This window comes from Segatella copri, from assembly GCF_026015295.1.
Classification (GTDB): Bacteria; Bacteroidota; Bacteroidia; order Bacteroidales; family Bacteroidaceae; genus Prevotella; species Prevotella copri_C.
Genome location: NZ_JAPDUW010000001.1, coordinates 729,331 through 751,297, shown reverse-complemented (window position 1 = coordinate 751,297; position 21,967 = coordinate 729,331). Strand labels below are relative to the sequence as shown.

Here is a 21,967-nt window from a genome sequence, read left to right as displayed (position 1 = left end):
TATTTTTTACGCGTCTTTTCTTTTATTCGAAATCTACGTTGCCCGAATCGGTATCCTCAGCTTCAGATGCTTCGTCAGCGAGATGAGCCTCAGCCTCAGCAGCCTCTTCAGCAGTCTTGGCACCTACGGTATCATTCTCTATCTCCTCGCTCTTCTTAGCCCAGGCAGAACGGCTCTCCTCTTCTACAGAAGCCTCGAGCTCTGAACTCATCACCTTGCATACGCTGGCAATGACATCATTCTTCTTGGTAAGATTGATGAGGCGGACACCCTGGGTAGCACGGCCCATGACACGGCAATCGGCTACGGCAAGACGAATTACGATACCACTCTGGTTGATAATCATGAGGTCGTTATCATCGGTTACGTTCTTGATAGCTACCAGTCGACCGGTCTTGTCGGTAATATTCAGTGTCTTCACACCCTTACCGCCACGCTTGGTAACGCGGTAATCGAGTACGTCAGAACGCTTACCATAACCCTGCTCGCTCACTACCATCACGGTTTCCTTCTCAGGATCGTTGACAACAATCATACCTACTACAGCATCATTACCCTCATCGAGGCGCATACCACGAACACCGGTAGACGTACGGCCCATTGTACGGATCTCGTTCTCGTCGAAACGGACAGCACGACCATTGCGGTTGGCAATAATCAGCTCGTTATGACCATTTGTCAGACGAACATCTACCACCTCATCGCCCTCTACAATGTTGATAGCAATCACACCGTTGGCACGTGGACGGGAATATGCCTCCAGACAGGTCTTCTTCACGGTACCATTCTTGGTAGCGAATACTACGTAATGGTTGTTGATGAACTCTGCATCATTCAATCCCTTCAAGCGGAGGAATGCATTCACCTGGTCATCGCTCTCGATGTTGAGGAGGTTCTGGATAGCACGACCCTTGGAGTTGCGGTCACCCTCAGGAATCTCGTAACACTTCAACCAGTAGCAGCGGCCCTTCTTGGTGAAGAACAGCATGGTCTGGTGCATGGTAGCAGGATAGATATACTCGGTGAAGTCCTTATCACGGGTACGGGCTCCCTTAGAACCTACTCCACCACGAGCCTGCTCACGGAACTCTGACAAAGGGGTGCGCTTGATATATCCGAGATGACTCACGGTGATAACCACTGGGTCGTTTGGATAGAAGTCTTCTGGGTTGAACTCATGGTCATCTGGCTTAATCATGGTACGACGTGCGTCACCATACTTCTCCTTCACCTCGTTGAGTTCGTCCTTCATTACCTTCTTGCAGAGCTCAGGATCGTTCAGAATCTGGTTCAAGTAGTCGATAGTCTTCATCAACTCATTGAATTCATTGTGCAACTGCTCCAGACGCAAGCCTGTCAACTGGCTGAGGCGCATATCCACGATGGCCTTACTCTGAAGTTCATCGAGTTCGAAACGCTTCTCCAAGTTGCGCTGAGCATCAGATGGAGTCTTGCTGGCTCTGATTATATGTACCACCTCGTCGATGTTGTCGCAGGCAATGATCAAGCCCTCGAGAATATGAGCACGCTCCTGAGCCTTCTTCAGTTCGAACTGGGTGCGGCGGATTGTAACATCATGACGATGCTCTACGAAATACTTCACACACTCCTTCAAGCTCAAAAGACGTGGACGGCCATTAACAAGAGCGATGCAATTCACTGAGAATGAACTCTGAAGAGCTGTCAGCTTAAAGAGTTTGTTCAGAAGAACATTTGCATTGGCATCACGCTTCACATCAACAACGATACGCATACCCTGACGGCCAGATTCATCGTTTACGTTAGCGATGCCATCTACCCTGCCTTCCTTGGCAAGGTCAGCAATAGCCATCACGAGTTGCTCCTTGTTAACACCATAAGGAATCTCGGTGATAACAATCTTATCATGGTTTTCACTACTTTCAATCTCGGCAGTAGCACGAACCACGATTCTGCCTCGACCCGTTTCGTATGCATCCTTCACACCCTGTATACCATAGATGGTAGCACCGGTTGGGAAGTCAGGAGCAGGGATATACTGCATCAATCCATCGGTGTCGATGTCAGGATTATCGATATATGCACAGCAACCGTCAATTACCTCACCCAGGTTGTGGGTAGGTATATTGGTAGCCATACCTACTGCAATACCATTACCACCATTTACCAGAAGATTAGGAATCTTGGTAGGCATCACGGTAGGTTCCTGCAGGGTATCATCGAAGTTGTTGGTCATATCAACCGTTTCCTTGTCAAGGTCATCCATGATATGCTCACCCATCTTGGAGAGGCGGCACTCTGTATAACGCATGGCAGCAGGAGAGTCACCATCAACAGAACCGAAGTTACCCTGTCCGTCAATCAAGGTATAACGCATGTTCCACTCCTGTCCCATACGCACCAGAGCGCCGTAAACAGAAAAGTCACCGTGAGGGTGATACTTACCGAGCACCTCACCAACAACACGCGCACATTTCTTATAAGGTTTGTCACTGGTGTTTCCAATGCCGAGCATACCGTAAAGAATACGGCGGTGCACAGGCTTGAAACCATCGCGTACATCAGGGAGGGCACGAGCCACGATAACTGACATCGAATAATCGATGTAGCTCGACTTCATCTCCTCCTCAATGTTGATCTTCATGATTCTATCATGATCCATTGTCTGATTTTCGTCCATTTCTTATATTAATGTATTATTGTTTATTCGTTACTTTCAAAACGCCTGTTTTCCGTCCGGAAATCGCGTTTAAGGGCATTTCCTTGCGTTCTAAGCCGTTTTACCCTTTTGAAATTCCCGACAAAGATACAAAAAAAAATGATACTAAAACGCTTTAGAGGCGAAAAATCGCATTATTTTAGCATTATTTGTATTTTAACAATGCAAAAAAGTTGGCATATCATTTGCTATTTTTGAAAATAATGTGTACTTTTGCACTGAGATATTTAAAAATATAAGCAAATATGATAAATCCGTTTTCACATATACAGGACATACTGAACAGAAGTAGCAAAGAAGCAGCACGCACCTTGGGAAGAGAAATCAGCGTGGAGCATCTGATGCTGAGTCTGATCAGCCAGAACGACAGCGATGTCAACAAGCTTCTGAAGGGCGCAGACATCAGTCCGATGGCTTTCAGCGGAGTCCTTAACAGCAAACTGGAAAAGCGTGTGGAAGAAACTCCTGCCGATAACGTGAAGGGGAACAGCCACATCCCATTCAGCCAGATAACAGACAGCATTATCAGAGACTCTATCCGCGAGGCAAACAACTACGAGCACTCCAAGATTGTAGAGCCAAGACATCTGCTGCTTGCCATCTTGAGAAATGACAAGAACCCTGTAGCCAACTGGCTGAGTCAACTGGGCTTAAGCTACGACCGTGCCATCGAAATGCTCTATCCTACTGACAAGGATGATGAGCAGAAGACAGAAGAGCCGAAGGAATTCAAAATGGAACCACAAACACCAGATTCAGAAACCCCTGATGCTGACAGGCAGGAGGAAACAGAGAACCTGGAGATGGCTGGTGGAATAGAAGCAGAAGATGACTACAACGAGCAGAACGACATGATGGAAACTGACGAAGAGCCATTCGATATGGAAAAGGACCAGAATCCGATGAGACTGTCTACCCGTTCAAATGGAACTCCGCGCAAAAAGAGCAGCACCCCTACCATCGACAAATTCAGTTTCGACCTGACCAAGGCTGCAGCCGATGGAAAGCTGGACCCTGTCGTGGGCAGAGAGAAGGAGATTCAGCGCGTGCTCGAGATTCTGGGTCGCAGAAAGAAGAACAACCCAGTATTAATAGGTGAACCGGGCGTAGGAAAGAGTGCCATCGTAGAAGGACTGGCACAGCTCATCAACAACCAGGAAACATCACCTATGTTCTTCAACAAGCGTCTGGTAAGTCTTGATCTGACAGCCATCGTTGCAGGAACCAAATTCCGCGGACAGTTTGAAGAGCGCATCAAGAATGTCATCAAGGAACTGGAGGACCATCCGGAGATCATCATCTTCATAGATGAGATTCACACCATGATAGGCGCCGGTTCCGGCGAAGGAAGCATGGATGCCGCCAACATTCTGAAACCAGCCCTGGCAAGAGGTATCATCCAGTGTATCGGTGCCACCACGCTCGATGAGTATCGCAAGAGCATTGAGAAGGACGGTGCCTTGGAGCGCCGTTTCCAGAAGGTTATCGTTGAACCTACTACACGCGAAGAGACCCTGCTGATACTGCACAACATCAAGGAACATTACGAGAAGCATCACTGTGTGAGATATACAGACGAGGCTCTCGAGACATGTGTCAAACTGACAGAGCGCTATATCACCGACCGCCACTTCCCAGACAAGGCTATCGACGTGATAGATGAAGCCGGCTCGCGCGTACATATTAATAATGCAAGTGTTCCTGCTCCATATATCAAGCTGGAAAAAGAACTGAAAAAGATAATCAGCAAGAAGCAGCAGGCTGTAGCAAACCAGAACTTCGAGATGGCAGCCTCATGCAGAGATGCCCAGACCAAGATCGAGAAAGAGATTGAGGACATGAAGGCGCAATGGCAGCAGGGAGAGATTGGCGAATATGTTGAGGTGACAGCCGAAGACATTGCCAACGTTATCAGCATGATGACCGGTGTACCGGCCCAACGCATGGCAGAGGGTGAAAGCAAACGTCTGAAAGATCTGGAACACAACCTGAAGCACAAGGTGATTGCTCAGGATAATGCCATCAACAAGATGGTAAAGACCATTCTGAGGAACCGTGTAGGCTTGCGCGACCCTAACCATCCTATTGGCGTATTCATGTTCCTGGGTCCTACAGGTGTAGGTAAGACCTATCTTGCCCAGAAACTTGCCGAGGAAATGTTTGGTTCGAAAGATTCACTCATCAGAATAGACATGAGCGAATTCTCCGAGAGTTTCAACGCTTCACGTCTGGTAGGTGCACCTCCAGGATACGTAGGCTATAACGAAGGTGGACAGCTGACCGAAAAGGTACGCCGCAAACCATACAGCATCGTATTGCTCGACGAAATAGAGAAAGCCAACAGCAAGGTATTCAACCTGCTCTTACAGGTACTCGACGAAGGCAGACTTACCGATGGCAACGGCCGACTTATCGACTTCCGCAACACCATCATCATCATGACCTCTAATGCAGGAACCCGCCAGCTGAAAGATTTCGGCAGAGGCGTCGGCTTTACTTCTGCAGGTATAAAAGGCGGATTTGCGATGGATGAGAAAGACAAGGAGTATGCCCGCAGCATCGTCCAGAAGAGTCTGAGCAAGCAGTTTGCTCCAGAGTTCCTGAACCGTCTTGATGACATCATCACCTTCGACCAGCTGGATCTAAATGCCATCAAGCGCATCATCGACCTCGACCTGGAAGGACTGGTCAAGAGAATAGAAGACTTGGGATTCCATTTCCAGATTACCGAAAAGGCAAAGGAGATGGTAGCCAAGAAGGGATACGATGTGCAGTTTGGTGCCCGCCCACTCCGCCGCGCCATCCAGACCTACATCGAAGATTCCGTTTGCGAGATGTTACTCGATGGCACAATGAAGCCAGGCGACACCATCTCGGTAGGCAAAAATTCGAAAAAAGAAGAATTGACATTCAAGAAACTATAATCTGAAGAGGGACTATCCACTGGCGATAGTCCCTCTTTTATTATGAACCCGGTATAGCAACCGACGAACTTTAGTTAATAAGAGTTAACCACGAGAAAAGTTTAAGCAATAATTTCTTATTTCAAAAAATATTCATTACCTTTGCATCTGCTTTCGGGCAAAAAGCCATGATGGCTCAGTTGGTAGAGCAACGCATTCGTAATGCGTGGGTCGCGGGTTCGAGTCCCGCTCGTGGCTCTTTCTTGTGAAAGGAGTTAGTATTTTCCTTCGCGAGATTAGCACATCGGTAGTGCACGGGCTTCCCAAGCCTGTGAGGCGGGTTCGACTCCCGTATCTCGCTCAGAACATCAGTAACCCAGGGTTGAACCCTGGGTTTCTTGTTTTTATTAACATCTTTTCAGCCTTCTATAGCAACAAAATCACTTTTTTCGAGTTATTACATAAATATAACTAAGATAATAGAACAATAATGAAGAAACATATCATACTTGTACTGGCGCTCGTCCTGTCTTCAGGACCACTTTTCGCACAGAGTTCTCACATGACCGATGATCAGGTCATGAGCTTTGTGGTGAAAGAACATGAGCGTGGCACAGCCAATTCGCAGATTGTTACCAAACTGATGCAGAAGGGCGTAGACATCTCCCAGATTCGACGTGTACGCAATAAGTATCAGAAGATGTCGCAGCAGAACGAGCTCTACAGCACAACCGCTGCAGGAAATGCAGGCAACAAGAGAATGCGGACCAACAATGGTAAGCAAAGAGAAGATTACCAGGACAAGGACAAAGAGAAGCAGGCTTCAACCTATAGCAATTATCGCATCCAGAGCAAGCAGAACGACAGCTACTACTCATCTTATGATGAAACCAACCCAGATTATGATGATTTCAGCAAGGAGATGAATGCCCTGGTACCCGATACAGCTACCATGGTAAAACAGCTGCAGGCTGAGCTCAACCAGAAGCGCAGTAAGGTTTTCGGCCGTGACATCTTCAATAACAAAGACCTCAGTTTCGAGCCAAATATGAACATCGCTACCCCACAGAACTATCGTCTGGGGCCTGGCGATGCCGTCATCATAGATATCTATGGCGCCTCTCAGAAAACCATCGAGAGCACCGTTTCGCCAGATGGTGAAGTAACCATCGAGGGTTATGGACCGGTCAGCGTTTCAGGCTTGACCGTAGCTCAGGCTAATGCCCGCCTGCGCAATACCGTGGGCAGCAGATACCGTTCAAGCCGCATCAAGCTTACCGTAGGACAGACCAAGACCATCATGGTAAACGTAATGGGCGAGGTTAAGATTCCGGGCACCTATACCCTCTCAGCCTTCGCTACCGTATTCCATGCACTCTACATGGCTGGCGGAACCAACGATCTGGGTACATTGCGAAACATCAAGGTATACAGACACAACAAACTGGTAACGGTTGTTGATATCTACGACTATATTCTGAACGGCAAACTGACGGGTAATGTCCGCCTTGCCGACAACGATGTTATCGTAGTAGGTCCATACGATTGTCTCGTAACCATCGCCGGAAAGGTCAAGCGCCCGATGATTTACGAAATGAAGAAGAACGAGAGTGTCAATTCCCTTCTGAAGTATTCCGGCGGTTTTACAGGCGATGCTTACAAGAAATCAGTAAGACTGAACCGCAAGACCGGCAGAGAACGTGCCGTATATAATATAGAAGAATTCGACTTCTCCAGTTTCCGTATCGATGACGGCGACTCAATCAGCGTAGACAGCATCCTGCCACGCTACGCCAACACCGTAGAGGTGAAAGGAGCCGTATTCCGTCCGGGCATGTACAACCTGGGCGAGCAGATCAACAGCGTACGCACCCTGGTAGAGCATGCCGAAGGATTAACAGAGGAAGCCTTCACCAACCGTGCCGTAATGCACCGCATGAAGTCAGACCGCTCACTCGAAGTAGTAAGTGTAGACATTGCCGGCATTATGAACGGCAAGACTCCAGATATCCCATTGAAGGAAAACGATGTTCTCTTCATCCCTACCCGACAGGAAAAGATTGTAGAGCGCACCCTCACCATCCGTGGCGAAGTGCAGTATCCAGGCGTCTATCAATATGCCGACAATGAGACCCTCGAAGACTTCGTTCTTCAGGCAGGCGGGTTAACCGACAAGGCTTCAACCGTTAATGTAATGGTAAGCCGTAGAGTGATGGATGCCAAGGCTTTACGTCCAGATAGCGTTATCGCCAAGACCTACACCCTATCTCTCAAAGACGGCTTCGTTATCGACGGCACCCCAGGTTTCAAGCTGATGCCATTTGATGAAGTAATGATCCGTCAGAGTCCGGCTTATGTAGAGCAGCAGAACGTATCGATTACCGGTGAAGTGATGTTTGCCGGTCTCTATACATTAGACCGTCGCAACGCCCGCCTGAGCGAACTCTTCAAGAAGGCAGGTGGGGCTACCGACCAGGCATATCTCAAGGGCGCCCGCATCATCCGCAAAGCCAACGAACAAGAGAAGCAGCGCATGGAGGCAGTATTGAAGATGCAGCGCGAAGAGATACAGAAAAATCTTCTGCAGCTAGCCTCCAGCAGCAACAATGCCAGTGCCATCTCGCAGACCTCTAAGGATGTAGAGCGTACCAACATAGAGAAGTTCAATGTACCTAGCGAATATCCTGTAGGTATCGACCTTCCAGAAGCACTGGCGAACCCAGGCAGTGATGCCGACATCATCTTACGAGAGGGCGACCGTCTGGTCATTCCTCAGTACAATGGTACGGTAAAGATCAATGGTGCCGTAATGTTTGCCAATACGGTAGCCTACGAAAAGGGCAAGAAGGCAAGCTACTATATCGATCAGGCAGGTGGTTTTGCCTCAGATGCATTAAAGAGCAAGGCATACATCATCTATATGAATGGCAAGGTAGCCAAGCTCTCTCATGGTGCCAAAGTGCAGCCAGGCAGCGAGATTGTCATCCCAGCTAAGTTGAAGCGGAAGATGAGTACCGCCGAAATGATGAGTATGGGAAGCAGCATGAGCAGCATCGCCGCCATGATTGCTACGATTGCTAATATGAGTAAGTAAGAAATTGATTACAAAGCAAAAATGGAAAAAAATAATAATAACCTTGAGGTAATTGATCTCAGAATCATTATAAAGAAGATATGGTCTAAGAGAAAACTATACTATATCGTATTACCTATAGTATTTGTTCTCTCTTGCGCATATATTCTTTGTATACCTCGTACATATACATCAAGTCTGAGTTTAGCACCTGAGGTGAACAACAATTCAAATATTGGTGGTACACTAGGTTCGTTGGCCTCTTCTTTTGGTATTGACCTTGGAAATATGGAGACAACCGACGCTATAAACCCGATGCTCTACCCTGACTTGATGGAAGACAATGGTTTCGTAGTTGGATTATTTGATATCAAGGTAAAAACAAAAGACGGAAACGTAAAATGCAGTTATTACGATTATCTGACTAAACATCAAGAGTATACTTTCTGGGCAAAGGGATTTGGTTACATCAAAAAACTCTTTCAAGAGAAGAAAGCAACAAGAGTTTCTAAAAAGATCAATCCTTACATGCTTTCAAAGAAACAAGATGATGTAGCATCAGCCATCCGTAAGAACATCACAATCAATATTGACAAGAAAACTGCTGTTATCACCATTTCTACAGAGGCTCAAGACCCACTGATTTGCAAGACTATTGCAGATTCCGTAAAAGAGCGTCTTCAGGTATATATCACAAACTACCGAACCCGCAAAGCTCGTGTAGACGAACAATACTATAAGACCCTCATGACTGAAGCAAAGCATGAGTACGAAAAAGCTCGCCAAAGATATGGTTCATACGCTGATGCCAATACTGATGTGCAGTTGGCTAGTTTGCAATCAAAGCAAGATGATATGGAAAACGATATGCAGCTAAAGTATAATGCTTATAGTGCAATGGTAACACAATATCAGGCAGCCAAAGCAAAAGTACAAGAACGCACGCCAGCCTTTACGGTAGTAAAAGGAGCTGCAGTGCCAATAAAAGCAGCCAAGCCAAAGCGTATGCTATTTGTACTGGGAATGCTAGTATTAGGAATTATTCTATCAAGTTTATACATTATAAAAGATGACTTATTAGGAAAAGTCAATTCGTAGGAAAGACTAGTATGGATGCAAACAAAAGAATTATCACTAACACGATAGCTCAATATACAAAATCCATCATCAATATCTGCCTCTCGCTATATTCTACCCGTCTTATTCTTGAGGCATTGAATATCAGCGATTATGGAGTCTATTCTGTTGTGGCAGGTGTAGTAGGAATGTTTGGGTATCTTGCCAATTCGCTTGTAGTTACAACCCAACGATACATATCCTATTATTATGGTGCTGGCGACAAGGAATATGTCAAAAAGGTATTTGCCAATAGCTTATTAGTACACATAATCATCTGTGCAATTTTCTGCGCTATCCTCATTCCTATAGGAAATTATGTGGTAGGTTCTTTTCTGAATATAGCAGCAGACAGAGTAAACGCTGCATTGGCTGTATATTATGTTACAATACTGATGCTGGTCATGACCATTGGCTCTACACCATTCAAGGCTTTGCTTATTGCACATGAAAACATTGTTTATATATCTGTTGTGGAAGTTATAGATGGTGTCTTGAAATTGGCACTGGCTATCGTATTGATGAACTTAGATGTAGACAAACTGATTTTCTATTCCATAATGATGCTGGTCATCTTATCGCTCAACTTTATGGCGTATTTCGGCTATTGCAAAATAAAATATGAGGAAAGCAGAATTACCTTCAAACGAAATATCATAGACAATCAATGCATGGGTCAGATAGTAGGTTTTGCAGGTTGGACAACCTTCGGCATGTTGGCGGGATTATCCCAGACTCAAGGTACGGCCATTATCCTGAACAAAGTATTCGGTACCATCATGAATGCATCATTCGGCATAGCTTCACAAGTGAACGGAGCCATCAGATTTGTGTCAACCTCGATCCTTAATGCCATGAATCCACAAATTATGAAGGCCGAAGGACAAGGTGACCGACATGAGATGCTTTCTTTAGCAGGTAAAGAGAGTAAATTTTCTTCAGCGCTAATGATAATCATATCGATACCTCTAATGTATGAGATGCCAAGCATATTGGCTTTTTGGCTAAAGACTGTACCACCAAATACAGAGGTTTTCTGTCGAGCACTCATGATAGCTTTCATCTGTGACCAGACAACTTTAGGACTTCATGCTGCCAATCAAGCAATGGGCAAAATCAAGATCTATACCATAGCCACGACATTGCCCAAAATACTGCTTATTCCTATCATGTGGGGAGCACTCAAGTTGGGAGGCTCTATAGAAGTTGCTATGGCATGCTATATTGCAATAGAATTACTGGTAGCATTATTCCGACTACCATATATGCATCATTCAGCAAATCTGAATATTAGGAACTACATATCCAAAGTGATTATACCACTTGTACCTCTATGCGTCATAGAATGTGTCGTATGTCATTTGATGACAAGTATACAGCAATTTCCATTCAGATTTCTTATCACAGGAATGGTATCATTGATGGCAAGCAGTGTTGCAATATGGTTTTTCACTTTTACTAAGTCGGAAAGAAACTATTTCATTAAACTTATAAAGAGAAAATAACAATGGAGATTAATATTGGAAAATTATATAAATACGAAAGACGACAGATAGCCAATATGCTTTTTGTTTCTTCTATTTTCGTAGCATTCTTTGGCTCTATGAATGTTTGGTTCATGGTGCCAATGCACTCATATTATCCAATTATTGCATTTCTTTTAGGAACAGCCAGTTATCTCTTGTCAAAGACATCCTGTCACCCAATTTTTACAGAATCGTATTTTTTGCTACCAACAATAGCATTTGCACTATTAGGATTTTATCAAAACATGGTAAATTCTCTAAACATCAATGCATATATTGGTACTATATTTAATGCTTTAATGATGCTTTTTATCTTTCAGTATGACAGAAAGCTACTTAAATATATTTCCACAATATTATCAAAAATGCTCGGAGGTCTTTTGATAATATCATATCCGTATTTTCTATTGTACATCATTGGCTTTCCATTACCGAATGTCAATATGGTTTTCAATGATGGTTTCTATTCATTCTCCAATTACTTTCTTTTCCTGATTGATGACCGTACACTCTTTACCATCATTCCCCGTTTTCAATCCATATTTCTAGAGCCTACTTATCTTGGGTCTATAACAGCACTTCTACTAATGACACAACGAGGCAAATGGAAACGCTGGTACAACATTTCCCTACTCATAGGTCTTGTCATTTCGTTTTCACTTGCCGGATATGTATATCTCACTGCAATAGTATTTTTAAACTTATGGATTGAGCGGAAAAAGATTTTCATAAAATGTCTTTCTATCATCATTCTATTAAGCGCAATAGTAGGAGGCTCATTTATATATAAAAATGGAGACAATATGCTCCACAATCTAATTATATTACGCCTCGAAATAAATGATGGAGAAATGGCTGGAAACAATAGAGTAACCAAAAGTTTTGATGCTGAATATGAATCTTATCTACAAACATCAGACATTATCTTAGGGCGTGATTACGACTACTCAAATTTTGGTGACTCTGGATACAAAGTTTTTTTCTATGATTTTGGAATTATTGGTGTATTATTATTATATGCTTTTTACATATTATCATTTGCAAAATTCGATGATTATAGATGCTTTATAGGAGCTTTGTTAGTTATGACATTAATTTTCGGTGTTGACGCATTTGTTATATGGTTTGGACGTTTCATACCATTATATATCGTCGCAATGAGTAAAAGCACTAAAAAATAGGAGATATAAAATTATGGCAAAAAGAATATTGATAGATATGCTACCATTCCAACATCCTGATGGAGTTGGTGGCGCATTGAGTTTCACTAAGGCAGTATACGATTGTCTGTTTGAACATAAAACGGATGACGTCTTTATTTATGGTATATACGATTCACACCGAGGAATAGCGCAACAATACAACTTATTCGAATATGCTAAGTCTTATGGTATAGAACTCTATGATGTTTCAAAAAAAACACTTAGGGATTTCATTTCTGAGAATTCCATTAATTGTTTCTATATAGCCTTCGGACAATTCTATGAAGGTATTGACCTTACTGGAATTAAAACGAAGGTTATCATGTTCATTCACGATATATTCGACATAGAGCGTTGCGATAATAAAATAGACTATGCTATCACAGACCCATACAAATTAACTCTATGGAGGAGATTCAAAAGAGTGGCGAATCTTGCTTCTGGCAGATATGCCAAACAAGCTCATAACAGATATCATGACATTATGAAATTGTATGCTGCAGAGAATACAATGTCATATACTGTTTCAAACTATTCGGCAAATGCATTAAAGTATTATTTCCCTGAAATCAAGAAAGAAATAAAAGTATGCTACTCCCCTCTTAGGAAAGCTGAATTTACAGGTGAAATAGAAAACCCAATTCTCAAAAAACTGATTGAAAGTGGAAAGAAATATTTCTTTATGATAGCGGCAAATAGAATATACAAGAATCCAGGTATTGTCATGAAGGCATTCAAGAGAATAAGTAAAGAATATGATGTTAAATTAATAACACTGAAATACGGAAAGAGCATCAACAATTCACATATAGATATCAACTATCTCTCCGATGCTGATATGGATTATGCTTATAAACATGCATTGGCTGTGCTATTTCCATCTTTCTTCGAAGGCTTTGGCTACCCACCTATTGAAGCTATCGTAAACGGGACTCCAGCCATAGCATCAAATGTAACTAGTATTCCAGAAGTACTTGGTAATGCGGGAATCTACTTTTCGCCTTTCTATCCAGCCGATTTATATCGAGCAATGAAACTCGTTCTTGACAATCCATCAATAAAAGATCAGGAACTGCAAGAAAGAGCAAAAGAAATAACAACCCGGCAAGAACAAGATTTACATAAACTCATAAAAGAAATTTTAAAATGAAGCCAAGAATAATTGCATTATATTTACCACAGTTCCACCCAATCCCAGAGAACGACAAATGGTGGGGCAAAGGATTTACAGAATGGACTAATGTAGCCAAAGCCCGTCCTGTATTCCATGGACACTATCAACCAAGAATACCAGCCGATTTGGGTTTCTATGATTTACGATTAGAAGAAACTCGCATACAACAAGCTCAGTTAGCAAAAGAAGCTGGAATTGAAGGCTTTTGTTATTGGCATTACTGGATGGGTAACGGCAAACGCCTGTTACAGCGCCCATTCGATGAGGTTCTCAATTCCGGCAAACCAGATTTTCCATTCTGCCTTGCATGGGCAAATCATGACTGGAAAACAAATACATGGAAGAACAAAGGTGGCAACCAGATGATTTGTGAGCAACTGTATCCTGGAGATGAGGATTACATCGCCCATTTCAACTATGTGCTTAAGGCATTCAAAGATCATCGTTACATCACGGTAGATGGCAAGCCACTGTTCCTGATTTTCGACCCATATCACTTCAAGGATGTGCGCCACTTCATGGAACTCTGGAGAAAAATGGCAAAGGAGAATGGTCTGAAAGGCATCTTCTTCGTTGCTATGTGTGCTTCTACAACAACGGTCAAGAGAAACGAAGATGGCACCATCAGACGTGTGATGCCAAACCTCGAAAGCAGTGCCGACATCTACAACTCATTCCTGGAATTAGGTTTTGATGGCATCAACCCGATGGGAAAAGGTAGAGCCGAGATGATGTATCAGGGAAAGTATTGGCGTATAGCAAGAAAAGCCATGCAGAAGGCATTCCCTTTCATGCCGGCACTGAAGTATGATTATCCTAAGGTGATGAAGCATTTCTTTTCACCAGAAGACAATTGGGACAACGTGTTCCCTACTCTTTTCCCACAGTGGGACCGCACCCCTAGAGCCGGCAAGCATGAAGGTATTTACGTGAATGCTACCCCAGAAAACTTCAAGCATCATATAGAAGATGCATTGCAGCTCATCAAGAACAAGCCAGAGCAGAGAAAGATTCTCTTTCTCCGCTCATGGAACGAATGGGGTGAAGGCAACTATGTGGAACCAGACACCAAGTATGGTCATGGTTTTCTGGATGCCATCAGAAATACAATTAAGAAATAAAAGAATAAGTACATCGATAACGAAACATGGAAGTTAAAATCATAGCAACAGGAGGACATTGCAACCGATTACGTGCCATAGCCACAGGAGTGGCGGTGGCAAAGAAATATCATTGTCCTTCTGTCATTTACTGGAACAACCGCCTAGGCTTAAAAGCAGATTATTGCGAACTTTTCAACCCAATTCCACAAGATGATGTGAAACTGGTTGAGAACATACAATGGCTATACAACATTTATGGTAACAAGGACTACCTGGTAAGATGGGCCCTGCTGAAAACGATGTTCGAGCAAACCGTGTTCAACTTCAGCATCTATCGCGATGGCGAGATATACAGCAAATTGAAAATGAGCTATTCACGCTCGCTCCTCCTCATCTCGTGTTATCCTATGTGTACGAAATATACCATCCAGGGGATGTTCGTTCCACAAGATGATATCCAGCGCAGAATAGATGAAGTAAAGGAAAGTCTGGAATCAAAGTATCCGAACCGCATCATTACCCTGATGGATGATACAGACCGCAATTCATTGGAAGGAATGAAATTTGCAATGGTAGATCAGTTTTGTCTCAGCAAGACAAGAAAAATCATAGGCAGTGTTGCTTCATCCTACTCACAAATAGCAGCAGAGATTGGTGGAATAGAAATTGAATACGCAAAATAAAATACAATGAATCCAGATATCAGCGTTATCATCCCAACATACACTCCCAAAGAATACCTTTGGGAGTGTCTTGATTGTTTGGAACAACAGACACTAAATAAAGACAGTTATGAAGTGCTGATAGTTCTCAATGGCACAAAAGAGCCTTATTTTTCTCTAATAAAAGAAAGAATAAAGGATTATTCATACTCTATAGAATTATTATACTCTAACGTTAATGGGGTGTCACGGGCAAGAAACATCGGAATAGAAAAGGCCCAAGGAAAATATGTCAGTTTCATTGACGATGATGACTTCATAAGCCCATGCTATCTGCAAGCCTTATTAAAGGATGTCACTCCAGAAGGGATAACGGAAGCAAATGTTATCGCATTTAATGATTCCTCCAAGGCTGAAACATATCATTATCTGTCTACAGCTTACAAGTCATACAAACCTGAGGAAAGACATCATATTGTAAAGAATCGAAGCTTTCTTTCAAGTTCATGCTGCAAGTTGATTCCACGTAGCATCATTGGGTCTCATCGCTTCAAGGAGAACATCACCCATGGAGAAGATTCTTTTTTCATGTTTCAACTCTCCTGCAAGATTAAAACAGTAAACATAGCAGCATCAGATGCGATATATTATGTAAGAGTTAGAAATACCTCGGCATCAAGAAATGCGAAAATGAGAAGAAAGAAAAAGAAAATGGAACTGCGTCTTCTCGTCTTATACACAAAAACATACATCTCGCATCCGTTGGCATATAATGGTATTTTATATCTGACAAGAATTGCAGCTACACTCAAGAAACTACTTACTGAATAGATATAAGGGAACGCCTATGAAGCGTTCCCTTACTCTTTCTGATATACTCTAACCCAATCAAAATACGTTTCATAAGTATCATCTGTATTAGGGGCATGCCAATTCCCGTAACCCAGACTTTGGTTAAGGATAAGATAGAAAGGTCTGTCAAACGACCATTGTCCTTCTGCAAGTTTTACTTTATCAGAACTTTTGGGATAACATCCTGTCTGAACTCCATCAATGTTACCCTTATAACGGTCAACACAAGCTTTGAAATCTCGTTTTGGTATAAGTGACATAATCTGAGAAAATATAGTCTTGCCTTTGTTCATTACACGCATAAATTAATTATGAGTGCAAAGGTATAAAATCAAATCGAATAAACAATTTCTAGAACATAAAATATTGGATATTAATAACTTATATAATAATCGTCCAGACTAAACGGGACACTAGTGAAAAGATATAAAGAATCGTTTCTTTTATATATTGATCATAGCGCTCAAATGATACCACTTTGTTAGCGTGGTTACAGGTATCGCTTTTCACGTGGTTGGCGCTACCTGTTAAAAGGGTAAACGTTACGTGGCATAAAATGACACAACACAACTTCTAGAAGACGACATCCTTCTTGACAGGACTATCGTGTCACCAAAGTAAATTCACCATCGTTTTTCATTTCAAAGGATAGACACTAACATTATTATCCTTTACGACCCATATCGCATCATATTTTTGAGCAGTTTTAGCTCTCAATAAATATTTTTCCAATTCATTTGGCTGGATTACAAAATAATCTGTTTTTTCAGGATTTACCAAATCAAAATAAACTCGTGAAGCCCAACCCTTGTACCAACAAAACTCACCTGAGGCCTGAAAAACAGAGTACTCAGGAATAGGAAGATCACAATCTAAAATACATACTACATGAGGTATTACATTAGTATTTTTTACTACAGACTCTACCCTCTGCTTTGCAAAAAGTCCTGCTTTATACATGTAATAGCCTTTATGTATAAACACAGAAATACAGCATATAAAAAATACGAGAACTATCTTCTTTTCCCATTTATTCCATTCGGCAGTTCTAAAAGCTAGACCCACAGACAACGCTATTCCCCATAGAGTTGGAAAAGCATGCATCTCTCCAGGATGTCCCATCACCAAATGAGGAGCTGTCAGTGCTAACGTTACCAAAAAACATTGCAACAATCTAACTAAATTATATTTCTGAGTTTTCTTTACCAGAACCCAAAGGAATACAATACTTATTACAATTGTTGTTATTACCACTACCCAGTTGTACTCCAAAAACAAAGCTACGCTATCAATAGTTGTTAAAGATATACCAAGCAATAATCCTAATCCTGCTAAAGAATTAAGTCCTAATCCTGCAGCATAATTACCAGAAACCTCAGTACCAGGAACACGCAACACAATACGAAGGATAAAATATACACCTATAATGATTAGAGAAATCACATAAGGCTTGATTAGCTGTTTGTAACTTCTTAAATTTTCACTTTTTACTCCCTTACGTATATTATCAATTATCAAGCACAAGAATGGAGTAACTACAAACCAGGCAATGCCGCTCTCCTTACTAAAAAGAGCCAACAACATCATTATAAAAGCAAAGTACTTAAATTTAGGATATAGCAATACAGAAGCAATTCCAAAAGACATGCATAAAACCTGATTAATAGAATCTATAGAATACACTGTAGCAACTAATGCAGGCGACAACATGAAAAGACCAATAGATAAATGTTTAGTAAAACCAATTACATGACAATCATCTAGAATTTTATTTAATCCATATGCGCAGAAAGCAAACAGCAAAAGTACAAATAAGTGATTTAAAAAAGGAAATGCTGATACACACTTTCCCATTAATAGTCCCCATGCAGCATCAAATGGTCGCCAAAATGCTCCATTTGGCAAAAAGACATCAATGCCTTCAAACTTGTGAGGAGCAAGTAAGCAATAGAAATCATCATTATTAGGCAAAATAAAGAATGCGCCTAATGCCAGAATGAAACCCAGCAAAAAAATAAACTTAATATTCTTTTCCATAATTATTTTAACATTATACAGTTATATAAAATCACACTGTTATACATGAATACGTAATTAAAGCTTCGAATAGGAAAGATCTATCTTTTTGATAAACTCTTATCCAATCAAATATTGTTTTTCAGTCTTATACAGATGATTTAACACAAGACGGACATACTCTTCATTATTGAACAAATATTTTTTGCGTTCACTCCATTGATTAATATGCAGAACCACCAGTTCATATACTTCTTGAGGTTTCATTATCAGCCACTCCTTAAGATCTTCATTGTTATGCAAGATATAATCAACAGTTGACAATAACTCCAGAAGGTAGTTGGAATAATAACCAGAGAGGAAATTTGTCGTCTTCTTACAAATATCCTCATAAGGTTTATTCTCTTCGTTTGCCAAGAATTTCTGAACATCTCTGAATGTATCAGGTGACAACCAGATAGGATCAAATGGCTTTTGTTCCATCTGTCCTACACCTTTTAGATAACTTCCGTTCAGGTAATGAAGAACAAATCTTACCTTGCCAGAATAAGGACCATAATAATATTGTCTAAATTGTAACTTCAAGCTATCCGCAGCTCCAAATTTTTGCAGGAAATATGCCAACTTTTCTGCAGCAAATTCCGATGCAAACTCACCTTCAGAAACCAAAGAACAGAGCATATATAACAACATGGCTCTTGCCGGAGTCAATTTTACTCGTTCAGATTTCATCAACTCTATAATTGCTTCGTTTGGTTCATAAAGAATAATCTCACAATCCAAATCAGACAATTGACTGATAATCATCTGTTTTACGATATTCCAATCCAAGCCACCATTATGACTACCCAATGGTGGAATAGCTATAGACTCAATATGATATTCAAGAATCTTATCTTTCAAATCTTTGAGCCCCATCTCTATATAAGAATATTCAGAGGGCTTTCTCCAGGTCGTTTTTGTTGGAAAGTTTACTATGATTTTATTAATTCCATATACATTCTGTTCTTGGGTTATGAACATTGAACCAACGCGAACAAGTTTATCTTTACATGCCTTTCTGTAGAGAATATAATTATTAGGGTAAGCCTCTTTAAATTGCAAGGCTATACCTTTACCCATCACTCCCACCGTATTTACGGTATTGACAAGTGCCTGAGCTGTACTTTCCAATAAATTGCCTTTTACAAATCTAATCATATCTCTAATAATAATATTCCGGTTTTACAATAATCTTTTCTTTAGGAATCCCAAAAGAAATCATTTTTTCTAATGCTTTCTTGTTATAGACAAGGAATCCTACAATAAATTGAGGTGGAATTTCATCCTTAAACAATAATTCTGCCTCTTTTTTTCGTTTTCTATCGTCCCATGGAGATTGATTGAACCAATAGGTTGCATAAACATCTTCCATCTTGACCAAACTATCCAATCGTTGCAAATCAGACTTGGAATAGAATTTACTCATATTATTCAATGCATGTCCATCTGTAAAAACGCAATGCAAATCACTATTAATTACATCCTCTATCCGTATTACGCAATAGACAATCTCATCTGGTTCTTTCTTTGTCAATATTCCATTACCATTCTGAATATTATACAACATGGGGGATCTAGGACCAAAATAAAAAGGAATATATTCTGAAAGAAAAGAACCATCTGGCAGTTGCTTCGTTGAACGGGCATCCATAACAGACATATCCCCTATTGGCACAAAACTATCACTTGCAAAAGGTGAATCATTATGTACCAAACCATATTTCACAACATGAGGTATGTTGTCTATATGGACAATTCTAAAAGCAAACCTAATATGCTTTTTAAAACTTACTTTATCTTCCAAGATCAAATTTGATTCTAAATTAATGCAAATATACGATTTTTATTTGAAACATACAAATATAGTTGGTCTATTCAATAAAAATTAGTATTTTTTGATATTGTTTTAAATCCTATAAAATTGAAAAGCAACTATTATATACGTTCCTATTAAGCACTTATTTCTATACCATTTAAATTCAGAACAGATATCGGGCATGCAAAACACAATAAAAAGCAAAGAAGAACGTTATCTAAGAAAGTTAGAATATGAACATAATAGGTAAATATAAAATGAAAGAAGACTTAGTATCAGTCATCATGCCTACTTATAATGCCGGCAAATTTCTTGCTGACAGCATTCAATGTATACTGAGACAAACATACGATAATTTGGAGCTTATTATAACTGACGATGCATCTACTGATGAAGATACCATTAAGATTCTGAAGGAATTTGCCCAAGCAGACAAGAGAGTAAAAATAGAACTACTCTCAGAAAACCATGGACCGGGATATGCCCGAAACGCATGTATCAAAAGAGCTAAAGGAAGATACATCGCATTCTGTGATTGCGACGACAGATGGATTCCTGAGAAACTGGAAATCCAAATCAATTACATGTCAGAAAAGAAGTGCGCTCTCTGCTGTGCAACTTATCTTATATGCAATTCTAACTATGAGACCATAGGTATCAATATTCCGCCACGCCGCATCACGTATAAAATGATAAAACGTGACAATAAAATCGGATGTCTCACAGCTATCTATGATACAAAAGCTTTGGGGAAGAAATACTATATGCCTACTATCCGCAAAAGACAGGATTGGGCTATGTTTATTCAGATTCTTCAACAATGCAAAATATGCTACGCTTATACCAAAAAGCCTCTAGCCTACTATTGTGTAAGAAAGAATTCAGTTTCCAGGAAAAAAATACAACTCATTCACTACAACGTAGCTGTATACGAAACCATACTGAAATTCAGCACACTGAAAGCATACCTATACTTCTTTCTGCTGTTCCTACCAAGCTATAGTTGCAAAATTCTAAAAAGAAAACTAGACTCTATACAATATATGAGCACTCTAAACGTTTTATAATAAAACATAATAGAACAAATGAATAGAGCGCAACTAAATAAGTCTACGAACATTCCATTCGAAATAGAATTAAATGATAACGTAGCTGACGAACGTTTCATTGCTGATGGCATAACAGAATTTGAAAGAAATGTAAAACGGGCGGGAGACTTTCTATTAGCTATCTTTGGCTTAATAGTTTTCTCACCTCTATTTGTTGTGTGCTATTTTCTCGTAAAAAGAGAAGATAATGGACCTGCTATCTTTAAACAAGAGAGAATCGGCCGATTCGGCAAACCTTTCTACATATATAAATTCAGAAGTATGAAAGTGGATGCAGAAAAAGATGGTCCTCAACTCTTCCAACATGAACGAGAAACTCGCATGACCCGCATTGGAGCTTTTCTAAGAAGACATCATCTAGATGAACTGCCACAATTGTGGAACGTAGCCAAGGGCGACATGGCGTTTATTGGTCCACGTCCAGAACGCAAATTTTATATCGACCAGATTATGGTACATGATCCTCGGTATCGTTTTCTTTACCAAATTCGTCCAGGAGTGACTTCTTACGCTACCTTATATAATGGATATACGGATACGATGCCGAAGATGCTGAGAAGACTGAGTCTTGACCTCTTCTACCTGGAGCACAGATCCTGGTGGTTTGATGCCAAGATTCTGTTCAAAACAATGGTGAACATTATGTTTGGCAAAATATTCTAATGATTAACTGCT

16 protein-coding genes and 2 tRNA genes are annotated in these 21,967 nt (G+C 41.0%); 13 read left to right on the top strand and 5 right to left on the bottom strand.

All coding sequences use genetic code 11. The annotated features are described in order from the left end of the window. Positions 1 to 22: 22 nt before the first annotated feature. A complete protein-coding gene (gyrA, locus tag ONT18_RS03035; protein WP_264903959.1) occupies positions 23 to 2,659 on the bottom strand; it encodes a DNA gyrase subunit A in 2,637 nt (878 codons plus the stop codon). Positions 2,660 to 2,943: 284 nt separating this feature from the next. Between gyrA and ONT18_RS03030 the strand changes: the two genes are divergently transcribed. From ONT18_RS03030 to ONT18_RS02980, 11 genes are all read left to right on the top strand, one after another. Continuing rightward, positions 2,944 to 5,622 (top strand): ATP-dependent Clp protease ATP-binding subunit, encoded by a 2,679-nt coding sequence (locus ONT18_RS03030; protein WP_264903957.1) that lies wholly within the window; start codon positions 2,944 to 2,946, stop codon positions 5,620 to 5,622. A gap of 164 nt (positions 5,623 to 5,786) precedes the next feature. Then, positions 5,787 to 5,859: transfer RNA gene (locus ONT18_RS03025), tRNA-Thr, on the top strand. A gap of 32 nt (positions 5,860 to 5,891) precedes the next feature. Next, positions 5,892 to 5,962, top strand: a tRNA-Gly gene (locus ONT18_RS03020). Positions 5,963 to 6,091: 129 nt separating this feature from the next. After that, positions 6,092 to 8,695, top strand: a complete 2,604-nt coding sequence (locus ONT18_RS03015) for an SLBB domain-containing protein (RefSeq protein ID WP_264903955.1) — start codon at positions 6,092 to 6,094, stop codon at positions 8,693 to 8,695. Between the two features lie 21 nt (positions 8,696 to 8,716). Further along, positions 8,717 to 9,772 (top strand): chain-length determining protein, encoded by a 1,056-nt coding sequence (locus ONT18_RS03010; RefSeq protein ID WP_264903953.1) that lies wholly within the window; start codon positions 8,717 to 8,719, stop codon positions 9,770 to 9,772. An 11-nt stretch (positions 9,773 to 9,783) separates the two neighbouring features. Beyond that, the gene (locus tag ONT18_RS03005; protein WP_264903952.1) at positions 9,784 to 11,295 is read left to right on the top strand and encodes a lipopolysaccharide biosynthesis protein; all 1,512 of its coding nucleotides are present in this window, start codon (positions 9,784 to 9,786) and stop codon (positions 11,293 to 11,295) included. Positions 11,296 to 11,297: 2 nt separating this feature from the next. Further along, the gene (locus ONT18_RS03000) at positions 11,298 to 12,497 is read left to right on the top strand and encodes a hypothetical protein (protein WP_264903950.1); all 1,200 of its coding nucleotides are present in this window, start codon (positions 11,298 to 11,300) and stop codon (positions 12,495 to 12,497) included. Between the two features lie 13 nt (positions 12,498 to 12,510). Then, positions 12,511 to 13,668 carry a glycosyltransferase gene (locus ONT18_RS02995; protein WP_264903948.1) on the top strand — a complete coding sequence of 386 codons (1,158 nt, stop codon included), beginning with the start codon at positions 12,511 to 12,513 and terminating at the stop codon, positions 13,666 to 13,668. Beyond that, positions 13,665 to 14,813 carry a glycosyltransferase WbsX family protein gene (locus tag ONT18_RS02990; protein WP_264903947.1) on the top strand — a complete coding sequence of 383 codons (1,149 nt, stop codon included), beginning with the start codon at positions 13,665 to 13,667 and terminating at the stop codon, positions 14,811 to 14,813. The genes ONT18_RS02995 and ONT18_RS02990 overlap by 4 nt, the downstream gene beginning before the upstream one ends. A 26-nt stretch (positions 14,814 to 14,839) precedes the next feature. Next, positions 14,840 to 15,478: a hypothetical protein gene (locus ONT18_RS02985; RefSeq protein WP_264903945.1), complete on the top strand. Its 639-nt coding sequence runs from the start codon at positions 14,840 to 14,842 to the stop codon at positions 15,476 to 15,478. Between the two features lie 6 nt (positions 15,479 to 15,484). Further along, entirely contained in the window at positions 15,485 to 16,288 is an 804-nt protein-coding gene (locus tag ONT18_RS02980) for a glycosyltransferase family 2 protein (RefSeq protein WP_264903944.1), read from the top strand. A 29-nt stretch (positions 16,289 to 16,317) separates the two neighbouring features. Here the strand turns inward: ONT18_RS02980 and ONT18_RS02975 are convergent, their stop codons facing one another. The 4 genes from ONT18_RS02975 to darT all read right to left on the bottom strand — a co-directional run bounded on the left by ONT18_RS02975 (position 16,318) and on the right by darT (position 20,171). Continuing rightward, the gene (locus ONT18_RS02975) at positions 16,318 to 16,602 is read right to left on the bottom strand and encodes a DUF4372 domain-containing protein (protein ID WP_264903942.1); all 285 of its coding nucleotides are present in this window, start codon (positions 16,600 to 16,602) and stop codon (positions 16,318 to 16,320) included. 343 nt (positions 16,603 to 16,945) lie between these two features. Further along, the gene (locus ONT18_RS02970) at positions 16,946 to 18,346 is read right to left on the bottom strand and encodes a hypothetical protein (RefSeq protein ID WP_264903940.1); all 1,401 of its coding nucleotides are present in this window, start codon (positions 18,344 to 18,346) and stop codon (positions 16,946 to 16,948) included. 99 nt (positions 18,347 to 18,445) lie between these two features. Next, entirely contained in the window at positions 18,446 to 19,525 is a 1,080-nt protein-coding gene (gene darG, locus ONT18_RS02965; RefSeq protein WP_264903938.1) for a type II toxin-antitoxin system antitoxin DNA ADP-ribosyl glycohydrolase DarG, read from the bottom strand. A 4-nt stretch (positions 19,526 to 19,529) separates the two neighbouring features. After that, positions 19,530 to 20,171, bottom strand: coding sequence for a type II toxin-antitoxin system toxin DNA ADP-ribosyl transferase DarT (gene darT / locus ONT18_RS02960; protein WP_264903937.1), 642 nt, complete (start codon positions 20,169 to 20,171; stop codon positions 19,530 to 19,532). Positions 20,172 to 20,440: 269 nt separating this feature from the next. Between darT and ONT18_RS02955 the strand changes: the two genes are divergently transcribed. Then, positions 20,441 to 21,250, top strand: coding sequence for a glycosyltransferase family 2 protein (locus ONT18_RS02955; RefSeq protein WP_264903935.1), 810 nt, complete (start codon positions 20,441 to 20,443; stop codon positions 21,248 to 21,250). 18 nt (positions 21,251 to 21,268) lie between these two features. Continuing rightward, on the top strand, positions 21,269 to 21,955 hold the full coding sequence (locus ONT18_RS02950; RefSeq protein ID WP_264903934.1) for a sugar transferase: 687 nt from the start codon (positions 21,269 to 21,271) through the stop codon (positions 21,953 to 21,955). Positions 21,956 to 21,967: the final 12 nt, after the last annotated feature.

Bases quoted from the DNA above. Each gene is read 5' to 3' on its own strand.
- gyrA (WP_264903959.1), bottom strand. From the start codon at position 2,659: ATGGACGAAAATCAGACAATGGATCATGATAGAATCATGAAGATCAAC.
- ONT18_RS03030 (WP_264903957.1), top strand. From the start codon at position 2,944: ATGATAAATCCGTTTTCACATATACAGGACATACTGAACAGAAGTAGC.
- ONT18_RS03015 (WP_264903955.1), top strand. From the start codon at position 6,092: ATGAAGAAACATATCATACTTGTACTGGCGCTCGTCCTGTCTTCAGGA.
- ONT18_RS03010 (WP_264903953.1), top strand. From the start codon at position 8,717: ATGGAAAAAAATAATAATAACCTTGAGGTAATTGATCTCAGAATCATT.
- ONT18_RS03005 (WP_264903952.1), top strand. From the start codon at position 9,784: ATGGATGCAAACAAAAGAATTATCACTAACACGATAGCTCAATATACA.
- ONT18_RS03000 (WP_264903950.1), top strand. From the start codon at position 11,298: ATGGAGATTAATATTGGAAAATTATATAAATACGAAAGACGACAGATA.
- ONT18_RS02995 (WP_264903948.1), top strand. From the start codon at position 12,511: ATGGCAAAAAGAATATTGATAGATATGCTACCATTCCAACATCCTGAT.
- ONT18_RS02990 (WP_264903947.1), top strand. From the start codon at position 13,665: ATGAAGCCAAGAATAATTGCATTATATTTACCACAGTTCCACCCAATC.
- ONT18_RS02985 (WP_264903945.1), top strand. From the start codon at position 14,840: ATGGAAGTTAAAATCATAGCAACAGGAGGACATTGCAACCGATTACGT.
- ONT18_RS02980 (WP_264903944.1), top strand. From the start codon at position 15,485: ATGAATCCAGATATCAGCGTTATCATCCCAACATACACTCCCAAAGAA.
- ONT18_RS02975 (WP_264903942.1), bottom strand. From the start codon at position 16,602: ATGAACAAAGGCAAGACTATATTTTCTCAGATTATGTCACTTATACCA.
- ONT18_RS02970 (WP_264903940.1), bottom strand. From the start codon at position 18,346: ATGGAAAAGAATATTAAGTTTATTTTTTTGCTGGGTTTCATTCTGGCA.
- darG (WP_264903938.1), bottom strand. From the start codon at position 19,525: ATGATTAGATTTGTAAAAGGCAATTTATTGGAAAGTACAGCTCAGGCA.
- ONT18_RS02955 (WP_264903935.1), top strand. From the start codon at position 20,441: ATGAAAGAAGACTTAGTATCAGTCATCATGCCTACTTATAATGCCGGC.
- ONT18_RS02950 (WP_264903934.1), top strand. From the start codon at position 21,269: ATGAATAGAGCGCAACTAAATAAGTCTACGAACATTCCATTCGAAATA.